General features: G+C 38.4%; 19 protein-coding genes. 6 read left to right on the top strand and 13 right to left on the bottom strand.

Annotated elements, in window-relative coordinates; translation table 11 throughout:
* Positions 1-80 precede the first annotated feature (80 nt).
* The 3 genes from AC1Z3K_RS12470 to AC1Z3K_RS12460 all read right to left on the bottom strand — a co-directional run bounded on the left by AC1Z3K_RS12470 (position 81) and on the right by AC1Z3K_RS12460 (position 3488).
* Positions 81-857 carry a Cof-type HAD-IIB family hydrolase gene (locus AC1Z3K_RS12470; protein WP_461732881.1) on the bottom strand — a complete coding sequence of 259 codons (777 nt, stop codon included), beginning with the start codon at positions 855-857 and terminating at the stop codon, positions 81-83.
* A 239-nt stretch (positions 858-1096) separates the two neighbouring features.
* A complete protein-coding gene (locus tag AC1Z3K_RS12465; RefSeq protein ID WP_461732880.1) occupies positions 1097-2449 on the bottom strand; it encodes an esterase/lipase family protein in 1353 nt (450 codons plus the stop codon).
* A gap of 241 nt (positions 2450-2690) precedes the next feature.
* A complete protein-coding gene (locus tag AC1Z3K_RS12460) occupies positions 2691-3488 on the bottom strand; it encodes a formate/nitrite transporter family protein (protein ID WP_426084305.1) in 798 nt (265 codons plus the stop codon).
* A 417-nt stretch (positions 3489-3905) separates the two neighbouring features.
* Here AC1Z3K_RS12460 and rpsD point away from each other — a divergent pair, with 417 nt between their 5' ends.
* The gene (rpsD, locus tag AC1Z3K_RS12455) at positions 3906-4517 is read left to right on the top strand and encodes a 30S ribosomal protein S4 (protein ID WP_426084306.1); all 612 of its coding nucleotides are present in this window, start codon (positions 3906-3908) and stop codon (positions 4515-4517) included.
* A gap of 53 nt (positions 4518-4570) precedes the next feature.
* Here the strand turns inward: rpsD and AC1Z3K_RS12450 are convergent, their stop codons facing one another.
* Positions 4571-4984 (bottom strand): hypothetical protein, encoded by a 414-nt coding sequence (locus AC1Z3K_RS12450; protein ID WP_461732879.1) that lies wholly within the window; start codon positions 4982-4984, stop codon positions 4571-4573.
* Positions 4978-5427 carry a LytTR family DNA-binding domain-containing protein gene (locus AC1Z3K_RS12445; RefSeq protein ID WP_426084308.1) on the bottom strand — a complete coding sequence of 150 codons (450 nt, stop codon included), beginning with the start codon at positions 5425-5427 and terminating at the stop codon, positions 4978-4980. Before AC1Z3K_RS12445 ends, AC1Z3K_RS12450 begins: the two co-directional genes overlap by 7 nt.
* 660 nt (positions 5428-6087) lie before the next feature.
* Between AC1Z3K_RS12445 and AC1Z3K_RS12440 the strand changes: the two genes are divergently transcribed.
* A complete protein-coding gene (locus AC1Z3K_RS12440) occupies positions 6088-6414 on the top strand; it encodes an SH3 domain-containing protein (RefSeq protein ID WP_426084309.1) in 327 nt (108 codons plus the stop codon).
* A gap of 429 nt (positions 6415-6843) precedes the next feature.
* On the opposite strand, the gene AC1Z3K_RS12435 is transcribed toward AC1Z3K_RS12440, so the two are convergent.
* Together AC1Z3K_RS12435 and AC1Z3K_RS12430 are read right to left on the bottom strand one after the other, a co-directional pair.
* Positions 6844-7518, bottom strand: coding sequence for an ABC transporter ATP-binding protein (locus tag AC1Z3K_RS12435; protein WP_461732878.1), 675 nt, complete (start codon positions 7516-7518; stop codon positions 6844-6846).
* 13 nt (positions 7519-7531) lie between these two features.
* Positions 7532-8617, bottom strand: coding sequence for an ABC transporter permease (locus AC1Z3K_RS12430; protein WP_461732877.1), 1086 nt, complete (start codon positions 8615-8617; stop codon positions 7532-7534).
* 306 nt (positions 8618-8923) lie between these two features.
* Here AC1Z3K_RS12430 and AC1Z3K_RS12425 point away from each other — a divergent pair, with 306 nt between their 5' ends.
* Both AC1Z3K_RS12425 and lepB read left to right on the top strand, forming a co-directional pair.
* Positions 8924-9481 carry a biotin transporter BioY gene (locus tag AC1Z3K_RS12425; protein ID WP_426084311.1) on the top strand — a complete coding sequence of 186 codons (558 nt, stop codon included), beginning with the start codon at positions 8924-8926 and terminating at the stop codon, positions 9479-9481.
* A 46-nt stretch (positions 9482-9527) separates the two neighbouring features.
* A complete protein-coding gene (gene lepB / locus AC1Z3K_RS12420; protein WP_461732876.1) occupies positions 9528-10073 on the top strand; it encodes a signal peptidase I in 546 nt (181 codons plus the stop codon).
* A 51-nt stretch (positions 10074-10124) separates the two neighbouring features.
* Here lepB and AC1Z3K_RS12415 read toward each other — a convergent pair whose 3' ends face one another.
* Entirely contained in the window at positions 10125-10733 is a 609-nt protein-coding gene (locus tag AC1Z3K_RS12415) for a DUF1054 domain-containing protein (RefSeq protein ID WP_426084873.1), read from the bottom strand.
* Positions 10734-11126: 393 nt separating this feature from the next.
* Complete coding sequence (locus tag AC1Z3K_RS12410) at positions 11127-11903, bottom strand: helix-turn-helix domain-containing protein (protein WP_461732875.1); 777 nt, start codon at positions 11901-11903, stop codon at positions 11127-11129.
* A 425-nt stretch (positions 11904-12328) separates the two neighbouring features.
* Between AC1Z3K_RS12410 and AC1Z3K_RS12405 the strand changes: the two genes are divergently transcribed.
* Together AC1Z3K_RS12405 and argH are read left to right on the top strand one after the other, a co-directional pair.
* Positions 12329-13525, top strand: a complete 1197-nt coding sequence (locus tag AC1Z3K_RS12405) for an argininosuccinate synthase (RefSeq protein WP_426084875.1) — start codon at positions 12329-12331, stop codon at positions 13523-13525.
* A gap of 367 nt (positions 13526-13892) precedes the next feature.
* Positions 13893-15272 (top strand): argininosuccinate lyase, encoded by a 1380-nt coding sequence (gene argH / locus AC1Z3K_RS12400; RefSeq protein WP_426084876.1) that lies wholly within the window; start codon positions 13893-13895, stop codon positions 15270-15272.
* Between the two features lie 161 nt (positions 15273-15433).
* On the opposite strand, the gene AC1Z3K_RS12395 is transcribed toward argH, so the two are convergent.
* Genes AC1Z3K_RS12395 through AC1Z3K_RS12380 form a run of 4 tightly spaced genes read right to left on the bottom strand, consistent with a single transcriptional unit; the run spans position 15434 to position 19672 of the window.
* The gene (locus AC1Z3K_RS12395) at positions 15434-15928 is read right to left on the bottom strand and encodes a thioredoxin family protein (RefSeq protein WP_461732874.1); all 495 of its coding nucleotides are present in this window, start codon (positions 15926-15928) and stop codon (positions 15434-15436) included.
* Positions 15929-15940: 12 nt separating this feature from the next.
* Positions 15941-16354, bottom strand: coding sequence for a thioredoxin family protein (locus tag AC1Z3K_RS12390; RefSeq protein WP_461732873.1), 414 nt, complete (start codon positions 16352-16354; stop codon positions 15941-15943).
* Positions 16351-18432: an ATP-binding cassette domain-containing protein gene (locus AC1Z3K_RS12385; protein WP_461732872.1), complete on the bottom strand. Its 2082-nt coding sequence runs from the start codon at positions 18430-18432 to the stop codon at positions 16351-16353. Before AC1Z3K_RS12385 ends, AC1Z3K_RS12390 begins: the two co-directional genes overlap by 4 nt.
* A gap of 34 nt (positions 18433-18466) precedes the next feature.
* Positions 18467-19672, bottom strand: coding sequence for an ABC transporter permease (locus tag AC1Z3K_RS12380; protein WP_426084880.1), 1206 nt, complete (start codon positions 19670-19672; stop codon positions 18467-18469).
* Positions 19673-19676: the final 4 nt, after the last annotated feature.

Genomic DNA, 19676 nt, shown 5'->3' with positions numbered 1-19676 from the left:
AAAATAAAAAAGAAGCCGGACAAAATAAGTCTCGACCTCTTCAATAATAAAACAGCGGCTGATTTCTTTTAATAATTTTATCAGATAAAGTTTAATTCCTTCAACGCTTTCCAGATACCGTCCTGATCGTTGGTGTCTGTTACAAGCTTCGCTTCTCTTTGAACATGAGGCTGAGCGTTACCCATCGCTACACCAACGCCGACTTCCCTCAACATCTCTCTGTCATTATCTCCATCGCCAAAGGCAATAATATCTTCCTGTTTGATTCCCACCCGGTCAGCCAAATTTAAAATTGTAGCTGCCTTAGAACCGTTTTCGGGAAGAATATCCACACTCTCTGGATGCCAGCGGACAAAACGGAATTTCGGGAATTGCTGCTCAAATGTACCTTCCAGCGACTCATCATAAAACGCCAATGCTTGATAGATGTCTGCCGATTGCTGGAACTGCTCATCGTAGTCCAAATCATGAAAATCGATTGAACGCATCGCTTCAACCACTTGGCTCGCACGATGTTTATTTTTCTTTTTCACTTCGTCCAGCCCGACATACGCCAGCCCCAATTCATTCTTCTCAAGCTCAGCGGCAAAACGAAGCAGCTCGTCTTCATCTAACAAATTCTGATAATACTGCTCGTGATCTAAAAAGGCTGCTGCGCCATTACAAAGTATGTAATTATCAAACGCTAAATCAAAGATGACCTTCTGCGCCATATAGCGGCTTCGTCCTGTGGCAATTGTGACTAGATGTCCTTGTTTTCTCAACGCTGCCAGCGCCTCTCTAGTGCTGTCCAATGCTTGCTTATCTGTTCCTAACAACGTTCCATCGATATCGAATGCAAAAAGTTTTCTCTTCATGAAATTTTCAACCGCTCACTTTCTTCTCCTGCTGAGTAGCCTGCCAGTCCCCTCTATTTCAGTCCATTTTCTTCTAATCGAAAAATAGAACCCACACTGGTATTTTTAACACATTCATTGGTCTTTTTCAACTTTTTCTAATCGTTTAAGCTCAAAAAACGCACAGAATACAACACTTCAAAGTACCTTCACTTTACACTAAAAGAACGCACTAAAAATATTTTTGATAGAATTATTTCCTAAAACCCTCTGTTCTTTAAGTCCACAATAATATCCTGGTAAAATACACGTACATCAAACCCATCAATATTTTCTCTATTCAAGTCAATCATATCTGCATGTGAAATGCCCCGTTTTCCAATTGGGCCAACCAGTTTAGTATTTTCAAAATAGCTGGCTGATTCAACAGATACCAGCCCATCATTTTTCCCATCAAAATGCCTGACCACCGGATAAAAAATATTTAATGGGAATTTTCCTCCAGCTGCTTTATTTACATATGATGCTACGCCTTGATAATACACGTCGTCCTTATCAGGCATCTTGGCATTAAGTGTTTTGCAGGTCTCATCACTTAAATCAGTGACTGCTACTAAAAAGTCAGGATTTTGATCTCCTAATCTTCCCAAAGCGCCATTATAAATCTTCTCAACCCGATTCAGCATTTTTTGAGGTGCTTTCTTCAACAAATAATCTGCAAAAATACAGCCATGATGCGGTGTATTAATCGTAGTAAGAGAAGCGACATATTTATCCATACCATAATTGGAAATTGCATATCGGCTGTCGAGCCCGCCCTTAGAGTGTGCGATGATATTTACTTTTTCACACCCGGTTTCTTTCAGAATATTTTCGATTTGCTGTGCCAGCTGTTTTCCACAGTATTCTGCGCTTTGAGCAGACTCTTGATTTCCATAGTGAATAACCGCTCCTCTTTGCTTTAGAAATCTTGGAATTCTCCCCCAATAATTTAAATACTTTATATCCCGGAAAAAAATGCCGTGCACCAGCAGCAGCGGATATTTGGTTTGGCATTGAGTGGACGCCGCCTCTACATCAGCAGCTAAATCTTTCTCAAATTCAAAAGCTAATTCATCCTCCACAACTCGAATAACCCTTAACAGCATATAAATATTAACAACTGGAACCCAGCCGCAGACGGCAGCCATGATTCTCAGCTTCAACCCCAGTTGCACAGAAGACAGATAGACACGAAGCATACCATTCCAAAAAAGAAGCGCCTCTAAAAATACAATCCAGATAGTCGACAAAACCAATAGCTGCCAAGAAAAAGAATAATTTAGCAGAATGGGAAGGACTGTCAGCACCATCATGGAACAACTTACTACGAAAACCTTTAGAGAATAACAGCCTTTGTAGAGAACTGACAGGTGTTTTCGTTCAGCTGTTTTTTTAGGTATCTTATGAATTACTACTAGTGCACACACCAAAAAGAGAACGAATATCAGCACTTTTACTTGTAAGCTTTGAGAGCTTACTAACCCGGCAAGCGGCAAAAAAAGACACAAATTATACAGGAATGCATAAACAAAAACAGGAACACTATTTTCTAGCGAAAACATGCGCAACATAAGCTTTCTCCTCCTTTTTAAAACAACAACAGCTTTTAAGATACTTTTTTATTGCTCTTCATGTGAAACCATTCATATAAACTATAGTATCACTCCGACGATTCATTTCAATAGTTCTCTTTGAAATCATACGCTATTCCAGCTAAAATAAGCAGCGCAGCTTCTGACTGCTTGAGCCAATAAAAAAGACTAAAAACGCTTATTCAACAGCATTTTTAGTCTTTAGACAAAGAATATTTTATTAATCTAAGTAGTTGGTGTCAGCATTATTCAACCATGCATAGCCAAGTCCCATCACCAAACCGCCGCCAATAAAGTTGCCGATCAGTGCAAACACTAAATTATGCACAACATTGCCTAAAGTCATTGCTGCAATCGTACCATGAGAAGCAACATATGCCAGTGTAAATGCCGGGAAGTTTGCGATAACGTGTTCAAAGCCTAAGAAAGCAAAGATAAAGATAATGAAAATGATAGCAGCAATTTTCCCTGCATCATCTTTCATCCGCATACTCACCAGAACCGCTGTATTTACAACGATATTAGCAAACATTCCTTCTACCAAAATCTGTGTGGTGCTTTTTGTCAGTTTACCGGCAATTGCTGTAAACATATAGTTATCTGAAGCCAAATTTTGAAAAGGAGCTGTCTGACCAATCAGAAATCCGAACAGAACACCGCCGACTAAATTGAAGAGAATACATGTAAACAGAATTTTTGCAGCAAGCGGCAAGCGTATTTTTTTACGGTATACGCCAACAGTCATATACAACATATTTGATGTTCCCAGCTCAGCATTCATATACAGAATCATTACTAAAGACCAGCTGAACATAAACGCATAAAGCATTTTTCCTAGTCCGTGTGCAATGTCTTCACCTTTCATAGCGATTACAAATGCTACAGCTGTTCCTAAGGTTAAGAACATACACGCAAGCATTGCTCTGACAATATAACGGACAGTGCTGTTTTGAAACAAACTAATTTTTTTATTGATGGACTTGTCAATCTGTTCAAATAGTGGAGATACAGGTTTCATTATTTGCTGCTCCTTTTCAGTTGATTTTCAATATGTATTTTCAAAAAATATCCTTTACCATTCTAATGACCTGAAGAGAATTTGTCCAGTATTTTCTGCTTATTTCCCAGTAATTTCTTCTTATATTCTGCTTCCTCTCATTTTTCTTGCTATTTAATTGAAAAAACCTTGACTTAACAAGCTTTTTAGCGATATAATGTTCTTTGTGTAAAATAATGCAGCAGAAAAATAATAGGCTCGTCAACAGTCCATTGCCTCAGTGTTTAGCTTTTAAGATAATGATATCTTATCCAGCTTTTCAGGTTCAACTGCGTAACCGCGGCTGCAAAGGTGAAGGTTGAAGAATGAACTGAACGAATATGAATTTTTCAGAAGATTATTTTACTCCAAAAACTTATTTTATTGGAGGAATTTTGAATGTCTCGTTATACAGGACCATCATGGAAAATCTCTCGTCGTCTAGGTATCTCATTATCAGGAACTGGTAAAGAACTAGCACGCCGCCCTTACAAACCAGGACAACACGGACCAAACAGCCGTGGCAAACAGTCTGAATACGGTTTGCAATTAACTGAAAAACAAAAATTACGTCATATGTACGGTATGAACGAACGTCAATTCGTTAACTTGTTCGTTAAAGCAAGCAAAATCAAAGAAGGTAAACACGGGGTTAACTTCATGATTCTGTTGGAACAACGTTTAGATAATGTTGTTTACCGTTTAGGTCTTGCAACTACTCGTCGTCAAGCACGTCAATTAGTAAACCATGGTCACGTTATGGTCGATGGCAAGCGTGTGGATATCCCTTCATACCATGTTGAAGTTGGTCAAGTGATTTCTATCCGTGAAAAATCTCAAAATATTGTGACTGTTAAAGAAGCAGTTGAAGCAATTGTTGGTCGTCCAGCATTTGTTAGCTTTGACACTGAAAAATTAGAAGGAAGCTTCACTCGTTTACCAGAACGTGATGAACTATATCCTGAAATCGACGAAGCTCTTGTCGTTGAATACTACAACCAAAAACTATAATCCCTTTGGGATTCTCAAAAACCCTCTGCTGTCTTTTCAGCAGAGGGTTTTTCTTACTTTTTAAGCAGATGATTAAGCTCTGCGCAGTTTTTCTTCGCTTCATATTTTGCATAGATATAGAACGCTACAAAGTGCAAAGCCAATGATAACACCAACATTCCAGGAATCCATGAGGCAATGTAGGCAAACATTTCCTCTGAAAACAGATAGACAGCTGCCAAACCAAATCCACTATTTAATATCGAAGATATTACTACATTAGCCAGCGGTTTAAAAGTTAAATACTGCCATAATCCTTTATATACCACTCCGCATAGAAATGCTATACTGGCCGCGACTCCAACTAGATTCCATAAATACATCACCTGGATTTTTTCCCCATTGAAAAAAATCGATAATAAACATACTATCCATAAAAATGAAGTAGTAAAAACTTGAAAAAATGACTGTCTTAAATCCTTTAACATGATAACGCCCTCCTAAATTCTTTGATGTAATGTCTGCTGATAATATATGTTGTGCCGTCCTTCATTAAGAGCTGAATCCGGGCATTCACCGAAGAAGTGAACTGCGCCACATGGTTTAGATTAATCAATGTTTGATTATTGATTCGCATGAATCGATTCGAACGAAATTCAACTTCCGCATATTTTAGCCTCTTTCCGTAAAGATACATATTGCCATTTTCTAACTTGAGATTACACATTCGATCTTCTGATTCAATACTGATAATCGACTGAACAGGGATTTGAATCTTCCGATTATTCACTGCATTAATAGCTGTAACTGTTTGATTGATCCCATTAATTGCCTGTTCCAGCTTGGGCCAGTCTTTTTGATGCTCCGGATTCGTCATAATCAGTACTTTGCCAACAGCTACCTCTTCCTGTGTTTGAAACTCTGTTTTCATTTATTCCCCTCCTACACAATCTATAATAAAAAACTTTTCGGATAAACACGAGTATTTTTCCGCTTGTTGCATTTTTTAGGTCGTTTGTTGCAGCACAAGGATATAATAGAGAATTTCAGCGGGCTGTGACCTTAGTATGCCTCAGTCCCTTAAACCCGGATAAACGGTGTTTCAGAAGTAACTCCTTTGACAATAAGGTGAAAATTCGCAAAAAGTTTGTGGAACACCAAGTAGGAAACAGTCAACATCGAATGGTTTACCTTCGTGTTTCCTGTCATTTTCGGAATTTTCGCCTTATTGCTTAGAATCACTGTGATTGCTCTTTGAGCAGAACAGATGATGAAAAGTACCTACTTGGTGCTTAGAATCACTGTAATTGCTCTTTGAGCAGAGTAGATGATGAAAAGTACCTACTTGGTGCTTAGAATCACTGTGATTGCTCTTTGGGCAGAACAGATGATGAAAAGTACCTACTTGGTGCTTAGAATCACTGTGATTGTTCTTTGAGCAGAGCAGATGATGAAAAGTACCTACTTGGTGCTTGAAGCTGACCACTTCTGACTCAATCTCTTTAATCTGCCAACATTCATTTTTTCCTTTACAAAAAGAACATATGTTCTTATAATGGTTAATAGATAAAAAAAGCTGGGAGGAACACATATGAAATTGGTTGTCACAGAACGTCATTTGGGAGAAGGAATTTTCCCAACATTTACTGCTGGAACAAAGGTGACTGATATTGTACCATGTAGTCATTATAAGAATTGGTTAGGGGGAACTATCGAAGGCTATCAAACTTATTTTCCTCAGGACTATATTGATAAAGACACATTAATCCGAGATTACAATCCGACAGAATTAGCAATGGCAGAAAATAGTATTGTTGAATTATTAGAAGTTGTCTACGCTTGGGCGCTGATTCAGGACAAAAACGGTCACATTGGCTGGATGCCCTTCGAAAAGCTCAAATCACTATCCTTTACTTAAATATTGAAAGAGAGTCTCTATAAAAATATATTGGTCTTCTTCAGAATAAAACAATCGAAACTTTAAAAGCCAAGCTATTACATGACCACATTAAACATCTAGCCTATTGCATTGCTGCTCTGCGGTCCCTTGAAAGACACAGATCAGGAATCTGGGACACAAGTAAATTCCCAGACTTTTAGTATGATGGAAGTCCAAATAAATGGTGAGACAGAAAACAGGACTGGAACCTTAGCCAAGCCAGCTACGCTCCAGTCCTGAAATAGTTCTCCAACATCGATTCATATTTTGATACATAGTGAGAATTGCAAATGCAATGCCGGCTGAATTAAGGCGGGGTCTTTAACACTACTCACCATTCTAGCCAAACTTATGTCGACAAAATATTTTCTATAAAAACATCATCGGCTAGATACTTATCAGCTGCTTTCAGTTGTTTCTACTTTCCAATACGCCGTCTTTCATAACATACACTTGATCACAATATTCAATCAAGCGTTCATCATGAGTAACCATAATCGTTGCTTTATTCTTCTCTTTTGTTTCCCGCGCCAATATTTTCACCACTTCGAATGCTTTATCTGTATCCAAACTAGCTGTTGGTTCATCCGCCAAAATAACAGAAGGGTCGTTATACAGCGCCCGTGCGATGGCTACACGCTGACGTTCACCTCCTGAAATCTCATCTGGATACTTTTTCTTTAGAGCGGCTACACCCAGCTGTTCCAATAGCTGATTACCAGCCTCTGAGTTCGCTTTCTCCTTTTTCACTTTATCTACTAATTTTAGTTGTTTTTCAATAGATAGAAAAGGTACCAGATTCGAAGCTTGAAGAATAAAACCAATCTCTTTAAAACGAATAGCGGAGCGTGTCTTTTCTTTTTCTGCACTGAAGGACTGTCCGTTAATTTTTATTGTTCCTGCTGAAGGCGTTTGGAGACCGCCAGCCAAAGTTAAAAATGTACTTTTTCCTGAACCACTTGGTCCAATAATCGCTGTGAAGCTGCCCTTTTCTACAGAAAAGTTTGTCTTTTTTAAAGCAGAGATTTGTTCATCTCCATCTTGAAAGTTTTTCTCTACATCTATAAATTCTATCGCTTTCATTCTGTTCTTCCTCCTAACCTATCGCCTTCAGCGGATCAACTTTAACAATCGTCCGCACCGAGAACAGGGCTCCCAGTACTGCAACAATCAACATGGCACCTGCTATTCCGCCAAAAAATAATCCATTTACCTCAAACGGAACAGCTGCGGGCAATACCAAAGAAGTCCCAATGGAAGCTAGTAAGCCGCTGAAAATGCCAATAACGGCTAAAATGAAAGTCTGCGCAATCACTGATACTGAAATGTATTTGCTGGAAATCCCCTGAGCTTTCATCACCCCAAAAATACTGGTTTTCTGCAACGTCAATACATAGATAAAGATACCAATGACAATCGCTCCGATCACAATCAAGAAGCTAATCATAAAGCCAAAAGTCAAAACCTGTGCGCTATATCCTGAAAGACTATTGATAAATGTAGAGATATCGTATACCGACAACTCTTTATTATCTGTTTTTACTCCTAAAGTAGAATCATCTTTGCCCCTGACAACAATACCATTAATTTTCGCCTGATCATCAGGCAGTTCTTGTCCAAAGCGAATTTGCTGAAATTCTGAAATAGAGACATATAGTACCGGCGTTACTACATAGCGGGCATTTTCAGTAAAGCCGACAATTTTCACTTCCCGGTCACTGCCTGCCAGCTCCACTATTTCGTTTAGCTTCACTCCATCCTCTGTCTTTAAAGTAATGTCGGCTACCGCTTCATTCTCACTCTTAAACGCTCGACCCTCTACAATATTTGGCATAAGAAAACCGGCTGAATCAATTCCAAAAAAGTTAACGTCAACTTTTTCTTTATCCCCGTGTTCTCTCTTAATAATTCCTGCTGTTTGTGCAAAAGCTGCCTTCTCTTTTGCTTGAACATCATCTAGTGTCTGAATAGAAAGAGACGACATATTTAAGTTACCATTAGCCTCTTCCGAAAGCACAATACCATCTGCCTCCCATTTATCCACAGCCATTTTAAAATCTTCTGACAATCCATAAGCTAAACCTGTTAAAAAAAATACCAAGTAGGCAATTAAAAACATTACTCCTACAATCAATCCATACCTTAATTTAGAGTGCTTAATTTCGTTCCATGCTAAAAACATCGACTTCTCCCCTTCTCTTACTGCAGCAGACTCACTATCCTTGAAAGCGACAGAGTGTCTCCGGTAAAAAAGATTATACACAAACAGTGACACTTTGTCACTATTTTTGCATTATTTCCTTTTTACTATCGTGAATCACTGCTATAATACATCTTTTATTCTATTAACGAGTATAACAAATCCACTTATTTCTCACAAAATAACTGCTTATAATTCAAAATATAATTTTTTTCTTTACTTTCTCAAAAACTTCTTTTATAGTATTGTTAACCATAAAAAAAACAAGGTTAACAAAGGTGTGTGAACATGAATTATTCATTACGGTCAACTATTTTGGCAGCAGAATTTGCTGCAATCATTGCAGTTTTTTCTCAATTAACAATTCCTTTTGGAATTATTCCGTTAACAGGTCAAACCTTAGCTGTTGGTTTAGCAGTCACTGTCCTAGGACGGAAAACAGGTACCTTTGCTATTCTAATTTATTTGTTGTTAGGATTGATTGGCCTTCCCGTCTTTTCTGGTATGAGCGGAGGAATCGGAGTACTTTTTGGTCCGACTGGCGGGTATTTAATCGGCTTCATTGTTAACGGACTAGTCACTGGCTATATTTTAGAGCGGACTTCTTTTACCTATTCTTGGGCAATCATTGGCAATATCGTTGGAGCAATGCTTACTTTAGTCTTTGGAACTATTTGGCTGAAAATTTATGGAGGCAGCGGCTGGATCGGCGCATTCCAAGGAGCTTTCCTGCCTTTCATAATTCCTGGTCTGATAAAAGCAATTTTAGCCGGCTATCTCGGCATTTTAGTAAGAAATAGACTGCAATTTCTAGTTCCTAAATCAGAAAACTCTATTCACAGATAGTAAAAAACACGGTATACTTAGTTCAAACGATTACAGGAGGTATGGAATGCTAAAGAAAAAAGGAATTATTCGCCATATCATTGAGCTAGGTATTATCTTTGGAGTTGTTTTACTGTTGAGAGTATTTCTTTTTAATCCTGTAGAAGTAATTGGTACCTCTATGGAGCCCAACTACCATGAATCCGATCGCTTATGGCAAATGACTTTTATTGAACCTGAACGCTTTGATATTGCCACTTTTCCCAGTCCACGTACTGGCAATCTAATTGTCAAACGAATCGTAGGCTTGCCTGGCGACACTATCCGTTACGAGGATGATCAGTTATATATTAACGAGAAGGCATATGATGAAGCATATTTAGATGAATTTAAAGCACAGCTGGATGGTGATCAGCCGTTGACAAACGACTTTACTTTAGAAACGTTAGATGCGACGCAGTCAGCAACTGTTCCTGAAGGAAAATACTTTGTTTTGGGAGATAATCGGCAAATTGCCGATGACAGCCGTTATTTCGGGTTTGTTGACAAGGACGATATTCAGGGGGTTGTCTATTTCCGCTTCTTCCCATTTAATAAAATTGGTGTCCAATAAGGACTGCTTTAGCACAAAAGGATGAATCAACAGCTGTTGATTCATCCTTTTTTATTCTTGGGCTATCGCGATACGATATAACGGAAGCAGCTGCTGATAGGTTTCGAGCATATAGCTTTTCGCTTCTTCCGGCTCATCCCATATTGGATTATCTTTTTTTAAAATTCGGCCAATTTGAAATTCGCCTTTTTTCACATCTCTAAATCGCATTAGTCCTTTTTCGTAGGCTCCTTCCGAAAGAAGCTCAACTCCAGGTATAGTATGGTCTAAGGAGAAGTACGTATCTTCTGGAAGTTGACTAAATAATTGCAGATTATCTAAAAATGCTTGAGCGATTGCCTGTTCATTCTTCGGGTTATCAATCAAGGACAACCACATGAACACATAGTCCGGCCAAATTCCCAGCTGGAAATGCGGCTCCATTTTATACCCTCGCTTCTTCCTACTCAAAGCAGACCAAGTATTTTCTGGCGGGTATGTCGTTCGGCGCCGATGCTGAGCGATATGAACGAAGAACTCAATACCTAGCTCTTCCCCTAGCGCCCCCGCAAAATATTCATCTAACGTTTGAAACTTCGGCTGAATCCGGCTACGGATAGCTTCCATTCTTGGTTCCAAACCAGCCACTTCAAATACTTCAAAATCTTTTGCTACAAACATAGCTGCTACACTCCGTTTCTGTCACTAAACTTACTGGAATCATTATCCAAGAAGTATAATCATTAGAATAACGTTTATCTATCATCAGATAATTAATCATTTGATTTCACTAACCAGCTAAAATTATAGCATAGTTCTACCAACTTTCTATATCAGAAAAAAGAAAAGAGCTTGAGGCGTAAATAAGCACCCAAACTCTCCCTTAACTAAAGCGTATAAATTCTCCAGTAAAAATCAGTCAGCATCAAAACCGCTCATCACTGCGGTCACTGGCCTTTTAAGAGCATCCCGCTTACTCCTGAGATACACTACCATGAGCAAGATGAACATCACTTCATACCTACTTGGTTCTCAGCGCCTATGTTTCTGTCTCATCCCCCCCTTTATCATCAGTTATATTCTTTTGTACTCTGATAAAATTTTAGTCATCCTGCCTTTGTCGATTTTTATAATCCCGCAAAAAGCAAACAGGCCTGTCAGTAGTAGCTCTACCAAATTTTGAATCAGAAATGTACTTAATTGGACGGCCTCACCTGCTGAATAAATAGCTGCCCATTCACAACCAAAGCTCAGCAATAACGCAAAAACCAGCAGCTGCCAGAAATTAATCGAAGTCAGCGTCCATAACAGCAGTACAGCCCAGTAATATCCTGTCCAAATTCCGGTTACCATCAATAGCTGAGATAGTTCCAAATAAGGGGCTTGCCATTGAATAACTATCATTAATGGAACGAGCAGCAGGCTTACTGCGGCACTGGCCTTAACCAGCTTCATTGTTTCACAGTAACGGAAAACAGCTATAGCCGCTCCAGCGATTAAACAACCTATCATAACGATAAGGGACCATGTTAAGCTTCTGGAATAAATAAAATCAATGCTCATGCAAAGCAGGATACTGACTGCCAACATGCCGTTAAACACCATATATAATACTTCCAATAAATTCTTTCTCTTTAAACTAATAATCATTTTTTGATCTCCCTTCAATAATACATCTAAAGAGACGGAAAATATTTCACTCAGCTGAATCAGACTCTCTATATCCGGATAACTTCTACTCACCTCCCAGTTTGAAATGGTCTGTCTGGATACATGTAATTTATCTGCCAAATCCTGTTGTGTAAAATTAAATTCTTGCCTCTTTGCTTTAAGTTTCTCTCCTAGTTCCATCTTTTTCTCCTTCTGTTTTCACTATAGGAAAAGCATACCATTTCTACAAGAAAAGAAAATAAGCATTTCTAAAAACACGCTGCAAAGAATCTTAGCATACTGATAGAATAAGGTTTTCAGCTAGTTGAAAAGAACAAAACAACATTAACTTATATTTTTTCATATCCACTTTTTCTGGTTATTTCCTGAAAAAAATCATATCGAAATTTCAAAACATCTGCTTTTTTATTCATTCTTTATACAAATTATTCATTTAGAAAGCCAGTATCCTTACATAATCCTTAGCCAAAAATGCATATTTTACTATTAAACGATAATTATTTGCATATTTATTTAAGAAAAGTATTGATTTTTGTATTTTCAGGTGCTATGATAGATTCAATTCAAATTAGAAACCGAATTGGAATCTGTAAAGGAGTTTGCATATGTCAAAAGAAAAAGTAATTTTAGCCTATTCCGGAGGGTTAGATACCTCTGTTGCCGTAAAATGGCTGGTGGATGAAGGATACGATGTCATCGCCTGCTGTCTGGATGTTGGAGAAAGAAAAAATTTAGAATTTATAAAAAACAAGGCACTTCAGCTCGGTGCTTCAGCTTCTTACACGATTGATGCAAAAGAAGAATTCGCTCAGGAGTTTGCCTTGATTGCACTGCAAGGACACACATTTTACGAACAATCTTATCCACTGGTCTCCGCATTATCTAGACCGCTGATTGCTAAAAAACTAGTTGAACTGGCAAAAGAAACTGGAGCAACCACTATTGCTCACGGCTGTACCGGCAAAGGAAACGATCAAGTTCGTTTTGAGGTAGCTATCAATTCATTGGCGCCAGCTATTAAGGTTATTGCTCCTGTTCGTGAATGGAAATGGTCACGTGAAGAAGAAATTAACTACGCAACGAAAAAAGGCGTACCCATTCCAGCTGATTTAGATAATCCATATTCTGTCGATCAAAACCTTTGGGGACGGGCAAATGAATGCGGCATATTAGAAGATCCGTGGGCGGCACCACCAGAAGGCGCCTATGATTTAACTGCCAGCTTAGAAGATGCACCAGACCAGGCCGATATTATTGAAATTACCTTCAGCCAAGGTGTTCCAACTGCTATTGATGGAAACCAAATGCTGCTTTCTGAATTAATCCTTTATTTAAATGATTTAGCAGGCAAGCACGGCATCGGACGGATTGACCATGTGGAAAACCGGTTAGTTGGGATTAAATCCCGGGAAGTTTATGAATGTCCGGCAGCTATTACTCTAATGACAGCTCACAAAGAATTGGAAGATTTGACTTTTGTTCGGGAAATAGCGCATTTTAAACCGATTATCGAAAATCAATTATCTCTGGCGATTTACAACGGTCTGTGGTTTAACCCGCTAACAGATGCTCTAATTGCCTTTTTGAAATCAACACAGAAATACGTAAATGGGGTTGTTCGGGTTAAATTGTTTAAAGGACATGCCATCGTTGAAGGAAGAAAATCCGATAATAGCCTGTATAACGAAGAGTTGGCGACCTACACATCAGCCGATACCTTTGATCAGGATGCAGCGATTGGTTTTATCAAGCTATGGGGGCTTCCAACAAAAGTAAATGCTGAGGTTCAAGCCCAACTGTAAAACAAAGAATAAGAAGGCTTATCTGCGAGATGACGTTTACCAGCAGGTAAATAATGCCATCCATGCCGTCTTTTCGATACTTGCCTTTAGAGAAGCTCCTTTTATTCTGCGGAATGAAATAATGAGTTCAGCAAGGTACTTTTCATCATGCATCCTAATGAACAAGTTAAATCAGCACATGCAATATGACGGTTTATCCATATAAATCCTGTAAAGATTTCGGGCTAAAGAGCATTCCTTGCCTGCATTGCAGACAAAACGACTCCTAGCGCAGCTCGCTTCTTTCACAGGATTTATAGACACAACAGGACTGGATAAACCGTTTTTTCTGTTTCTAAAAAAGTACATACTTATTGAGGTGAATATCATGAAAAAACTTTGGGGTGGACGATTTGAAGGAAAGAATGAAGGCTGGATTGATGAATTCGGCGCATCTATCTCCTTCGATCAAAAATTGGCAGCACAGGATATTAAAGGCAGTTTGGCACATGTAAAAATGCTGGGTAAAACAGGGATAATCAAGCAAGAAGAGGCGGACACCATTGTTCAAGGGCTGTTGACTGTACAAAAGAAGATAGAGGCTGGTGAATTAGCATTTACAGTTGCAAACGAAGATGTCCATTTGAATATCGAAACCTTCCTTCATGAAGAAATTGGCGCCGTTGCCGGAAAATTGCACACAGCACGCAGCCGAAATGATCAAGTTGCTACAGATATGCATTTGTATTTAAAAGATGTTGTCTTGGAAACAATCAATTCTCTGCATACACTGCGGCAGGTACTGGTTAATAAAGCGGACAAGCATGTTGAAACGCTGATGCCTGGATACACACATCTTCAGCATGCACAGCCGATATCCTTTGCCCATCATTTGATGGCCTATTACGGTATGCTCACAAGAGATCAGGAACGTTTTACTGAAAGCTTAAAAAGAATTGATATTTCACCTTTAGGCAGCGCCGCACTTGCAGGAACCACCTTCCCAATAGATCGAAACTTGACAGCACAAGAGCTTGGCTTTACTTCTATTTACGAAAACAGCTTAGACGGTGTTAGCGACCGGGACTTTATTTTAGAATTTTTAAGCAATAGTTCTCTGCTAATGATGCATCTTTCCCGTTTTTGCGAGGAAATCATTCTTTGGTGCAGTCATGAATTTCAGTTTATTGAACTGACTGATACTTTCTCAACAGGCAGTTCTATTATGCCCCAAAAAAAGAATCCGGATATGGCAGAATTAATTCGCGGGAAATCCGGCCGGGTCTTCGGCAACTTATTTGGCTTACTCACTGTCCTGAAGGGACTTCCACTGGCTTATAATAAGGATTTGCAGGAAGATAAGGAAGGCATGTTTGATACGGCTCATACCATTTTGACTAGCCTAGATATCATGGCTGGCATGATTGAAACAATGAAGGTAAACGAAGCGGTTATGGCTCAGTCTACAGAAAAGGACTTTTCCAATGCCACTGAACTGGCAGACTATCTGGCAAGTAAAGGCATGCCTTTCCGCCAGGCCCATGAAGTTGTCGGGAAATTAGTACTGGCGTGTACAAAAAAAGGCATCTATCTACAGGATATTCCTCTTGACGAATATCAGGAAGTTACACCGTTGATTCAAGAGGATATCTATGACACGCTTGCATCAAAAACTGCTGTAAAACGCCGTAACTCTCAAGGTGGAACAGGCTTTGAGCAGGTGAAATCAGCGATTGAAAAAGCAATAATACAGTTAAAAAAGGAATAGGGGTACCTAAATTTTGTTCACTCAGAAAAGCATATACTAAGCTTTTTAGCCACTTCTCAGGATATTCTGATAAACTGCTTGTTTATCCCATGCATTTAATCCTTTAGGTAGATAGAGTAGGACAATAATCGGATTTTCTCCGGATCATTGTCCTACTCTGTCTAGTTCTTAGCTATTTCACTTAGATAGTCATCAAATCGATCCATTTCCGTTCCTTTTTCTGGTGTCCAACTCACTTGAGATATAAGCTTGCCTTTTTCAAAGGTTGCTATCGTTGGCGTATATTGAATCGCGTAAGTCTCTTTAAAATTTCCCCAGACAGTCTCATCTTTTCGTAATTGAGCAACATTCAGATACTCCAGCTTTGAATGCAGTTCATACTTTTCCAGCATAAGAATAAGTGCTGGTTCAAAATCACTACAGTCCAAACAGGTTGGTCTTCCGACATACACGACAAAATCTTCCTGATTGGAAACCTTTTCTTCAAAGCTTTCCACTGTTATTGAATTTAATGTATCATAAATCTCTGGATACTGTGTCTTTTCTTCTGCGAGCTGCTGCTGATAGGCTAAAACTTCTTTTTGCTGTCTATTATACCAAATCGCACCAAGGACAAGCACGAACACACTACCAATGATAATCCCTGCTTTTTTCATTTTTCTCTCCTCCTATAAAAGCCAATCCGTCAGCAGCTGCTTCAGCTCTTTTTTTTCAACGGCACCTTCTTGTCGAATTACCTCGCCATCTTTAAATAAAAGTATCGTTGGTGTAGCTGTCAAATTATACTTTTTAATAAAGTCCATATTCTCCAAATTTTCCGCATCTACTTGATTAATCGTTATTCCCAGCTCAGTCGTTACTTCTCTCAATTCAGGGCTAAACACCTGACAAGGGAGACAGTCTTCAGCATAATAATAAACCAATAAAGGCTCAGCCTTTGCTATTTTCTCATTTAACTCAGTGATTTCCATTTTCTCAAAGGCGGCTGCACTAGTTTCAAGTGTGATGTTCCTATAAATAAGGACTGTAAGCAGTAGTAACAATAAAGCCAGACTCAAAATTCTTTTAGAAATGTGCTTCATTCGCTTTCTCCTCCATTCAACTGATAAACTACATCAGAAGCTTTAACGATTTCCTCTGTATGGGTAACAATAAGCACTAGCTTGTCCTTTTTCTTTGTCAGCTCATGGATAGTAGCAATAAACTCTTCCCGAGTCTCGACATCAAGATTACCTGTCGGCTCATCAAATATATAGATATCAGCTTCTTTGTTTAAGGTTCTAAGTAATAGTAGTTTCTGTTTTTGGCCTTGGGAAATGTTTCGACCTGAAGAGCTGACTAAATCATCCATTTGATGATCTTTAGCTACTGAAGTAAATGAATAATGATTTGCGCTCAATGCAGCTTTGTCCTCATCAAAAACAGAATACGTGATGTTACTTTCTACTGATTGATTGTACACCTCCATTTCAGTTGAATAGTAGGCAATATAATCAAAAATATTGGTATTCTTCATTGTTTTCATCGTTTTATGACTATTGATTCTAAATGAGCCTTCCTGATTGTCCAACAGTCCGCTTAATAGTTTTATCAGCGTTGATTTTCCGACACCGTTTTTCCCAACTATAGAATAGATATTCCCTGATTCAAACGTGTATTTTCCTTTACGCAAAATCTGTTGCTCTTCATAAGAAAACGAGACATCCTCAAGCTCAATTTTTTTAATTGCGGCTTCCTCAATATTAATTGTTTCAGGTGCCATTTCTTTATCAAAATCATTCTTAGCTTCAATATATTCAATCGCTTCTCTACTCTTTATATAGGAGAAATAGCTCCCAAACAGCCCACTCAAACCAGAGGTAGCGATATATAAAACATAAACACCACTAACTACCCCAGCTAAAAGATTTAAATGTCCCGTTTTGAATAAAAATGAAAATAAAATGAAATGTGTTAAAATCATCATTGTTCTTGTACCATCTATTAAAGCTGAAATGATTGTATCCGTATCATTCATCTCCAATTTTGTATTAAAGTACTCCTTCAGCTTATTTTGGAAGTTCTGCATGGCAGCTTTATCTTTTGAAAAAGCCTGTATATCAAGAGTAGTACGAATTGATTCTTCAAACGTGCCTGAAAGGCGGTTAGAATTGGCTATAAAGGCTTTGTAGTTCAGGCAGGATTTCTTTATATATAAGCGAGAACACAAATAGAAAATAAAGGACCATAAACACAGATTTATAGCTAATAGCCAGCTGTATTTCGCTAATGCCAAAACTAAAAGAACAGAAAAGAATAAATGGACAATTAAGTAGAAGCGTTCCAGCAGCCCTTGACTAGCGGTAATACAATTCCAGAAATAACCAGATAAGTTATCAAGACCTACTTTAGCATCCATATCACCTAAGTATTTATCGAAAAGCTTCGTCAGTACTTTTTGCTCTACTACATTCGACAAATCCGTTTTAAACCTTGCATTGTAACGCATCAGATTCATACATAATATGATTAAAACGGCTACAAAACAAGCCACTAAGGCAATTGTACCGGTTTGCATAGAATCTACATATCTTCCAGATAAATATTCCAAGCCGTACGTTGCTATTAAAGGAAGAAACATCGCAGCCAGAATTGCAGCCATTGAAAATAATTTTTTCCCATTTGGAATTTCTTTCAATGCTGTTTCAATAACCTGCTCTGGATAGCTCTTATTAATGGTAAAGCTCGGTGTTTTTTCTTCTACTTCGTCAATACAAATAGCATACCCCATGAACTCTTTTTGAAAAGCACCAACCTCTTTTTTAAAAACGTTAAGCTCAGAGGGATCTGAAATCCACACAGAACCCTCATTGAATTCATGAATAACACAATAATGAGGCAGCCCATCTTTTTTAACCGTAACGATTTGCGGAAAGCGCTGAGATCTCAATTCTTCAAAATCCGCGACTTCATAACAATCAGCTTCTACACCATACTCTCCTAATACTTCCTGAAGATCATATAGTGACAATCCTTTTTCACTATACTTTTTATATTTTAAAATCTCTTCAAGATTTCGTGCTAAGTTCGTATTTTTAAATTTTAGCTGACTTAACACTGTTTGAATAGCTGCAACACCGCAGTCATTCGTTTCATTTTGGATACTATGCGCGTATTTCATCATTTTCCTCCTTATTCTTTTCACATACAAACCCTTATCTTACCAGCTCTACAACATCCTTTTCTGTTGCCGATTTAGACGGATAATAACTGAAAATCAACCCCACAGTAACAGATAATAGAACAGCAATAAATGCTGTAAAGAAATCCGGTATAAAGTTGAAGTTCAAAATCATGCTGATAAATTTTGCAATAAACAAGCCCGCGACATAACCAATTCCTCCAGCTACAAGGGTAATCGTCAGTCCTTCAAACAAGAATTGTAATTGTATCGAACGCTCTGTAGCTCCCAGAGCTCTGCGAATCCCAATTTCTTTTGTCCGTTCAGAAATGGACGTATAAATCATATTCATCACACCTACACCTGAAACAAACAATGAAATTGCTCCAACAAAAGTAAACATCGCTGTCATTGATGAAAATAATTCCCCTAAAGTATCAACCATTCCACCATCTGAAACTGGCTGGTATTTTCCAAAGTCCTTATTACTACCTTTGGAATTCATCGTTCTTGTTAAGGTATCAAGCATTTTGACAGAAGAGATTTCATTGGTAAACGTAACATCCATATTTGTTACCTCTTCCCCAGGAAAATATTTAGCATATGTCTGTGCCGGCATTTGAATTTTTAAAGAAGAATAGGAGGTTGAGGGAAATACTCCCACAACTAAGAAATCTTCATCCTGTATTTTAATTACTTCTCCAATCAGCGATTGCTGATTGTTTTCGGAAGCTTCTGCTAAAATTTGAGAGGAAACGTAGACGACTTTATTCTGATTAATTAAATCACTGTCATTAAATGTTCTCGAATGCTTAAGAGAAGCAAGTGATTGCTTCTGCTTTAAAGAATGAATAAGCTGAATCTGCATCGTTTCATCTGTCCCCCGAAAAGATACCTCTTTTTTACGATAGCTCTTCTCCGGATTTTCTTTTGATCGAACAACGTGCTTCACACCATACACACTTTCCAGCAGCTGCATATCCTCCTGACTAAAATTGATAAAATTGGTATCTTTAAAGCTGCTTTCCTCAGGAGTAAATTTTAGTGTCACCTGTGTTGTCTGATCATCACTAGTAGGCAGAAGCTCTCTCATCTGCGCCTGCTTATAGCCTCGTCCCACAGAAACAATGGTAATGACTGAGGCGATGCCAATAATCAATCCCAGCATAGTCAAAAGACTTCTCCTTCGATTTTTGCGTACTGCTTTTATTGCTGACTCCCAAATAATATTTATCTTCATGGAT

The sequence above is a fragment of the Enterococcus sp. LJL128 genome (genome assembly GCF_056924295.1).
The sequence above is the reverse complement of the archived record's forward strand: the minus strand, read 5'-3'. Positions and strand labels throughout refer to the sequence as shown.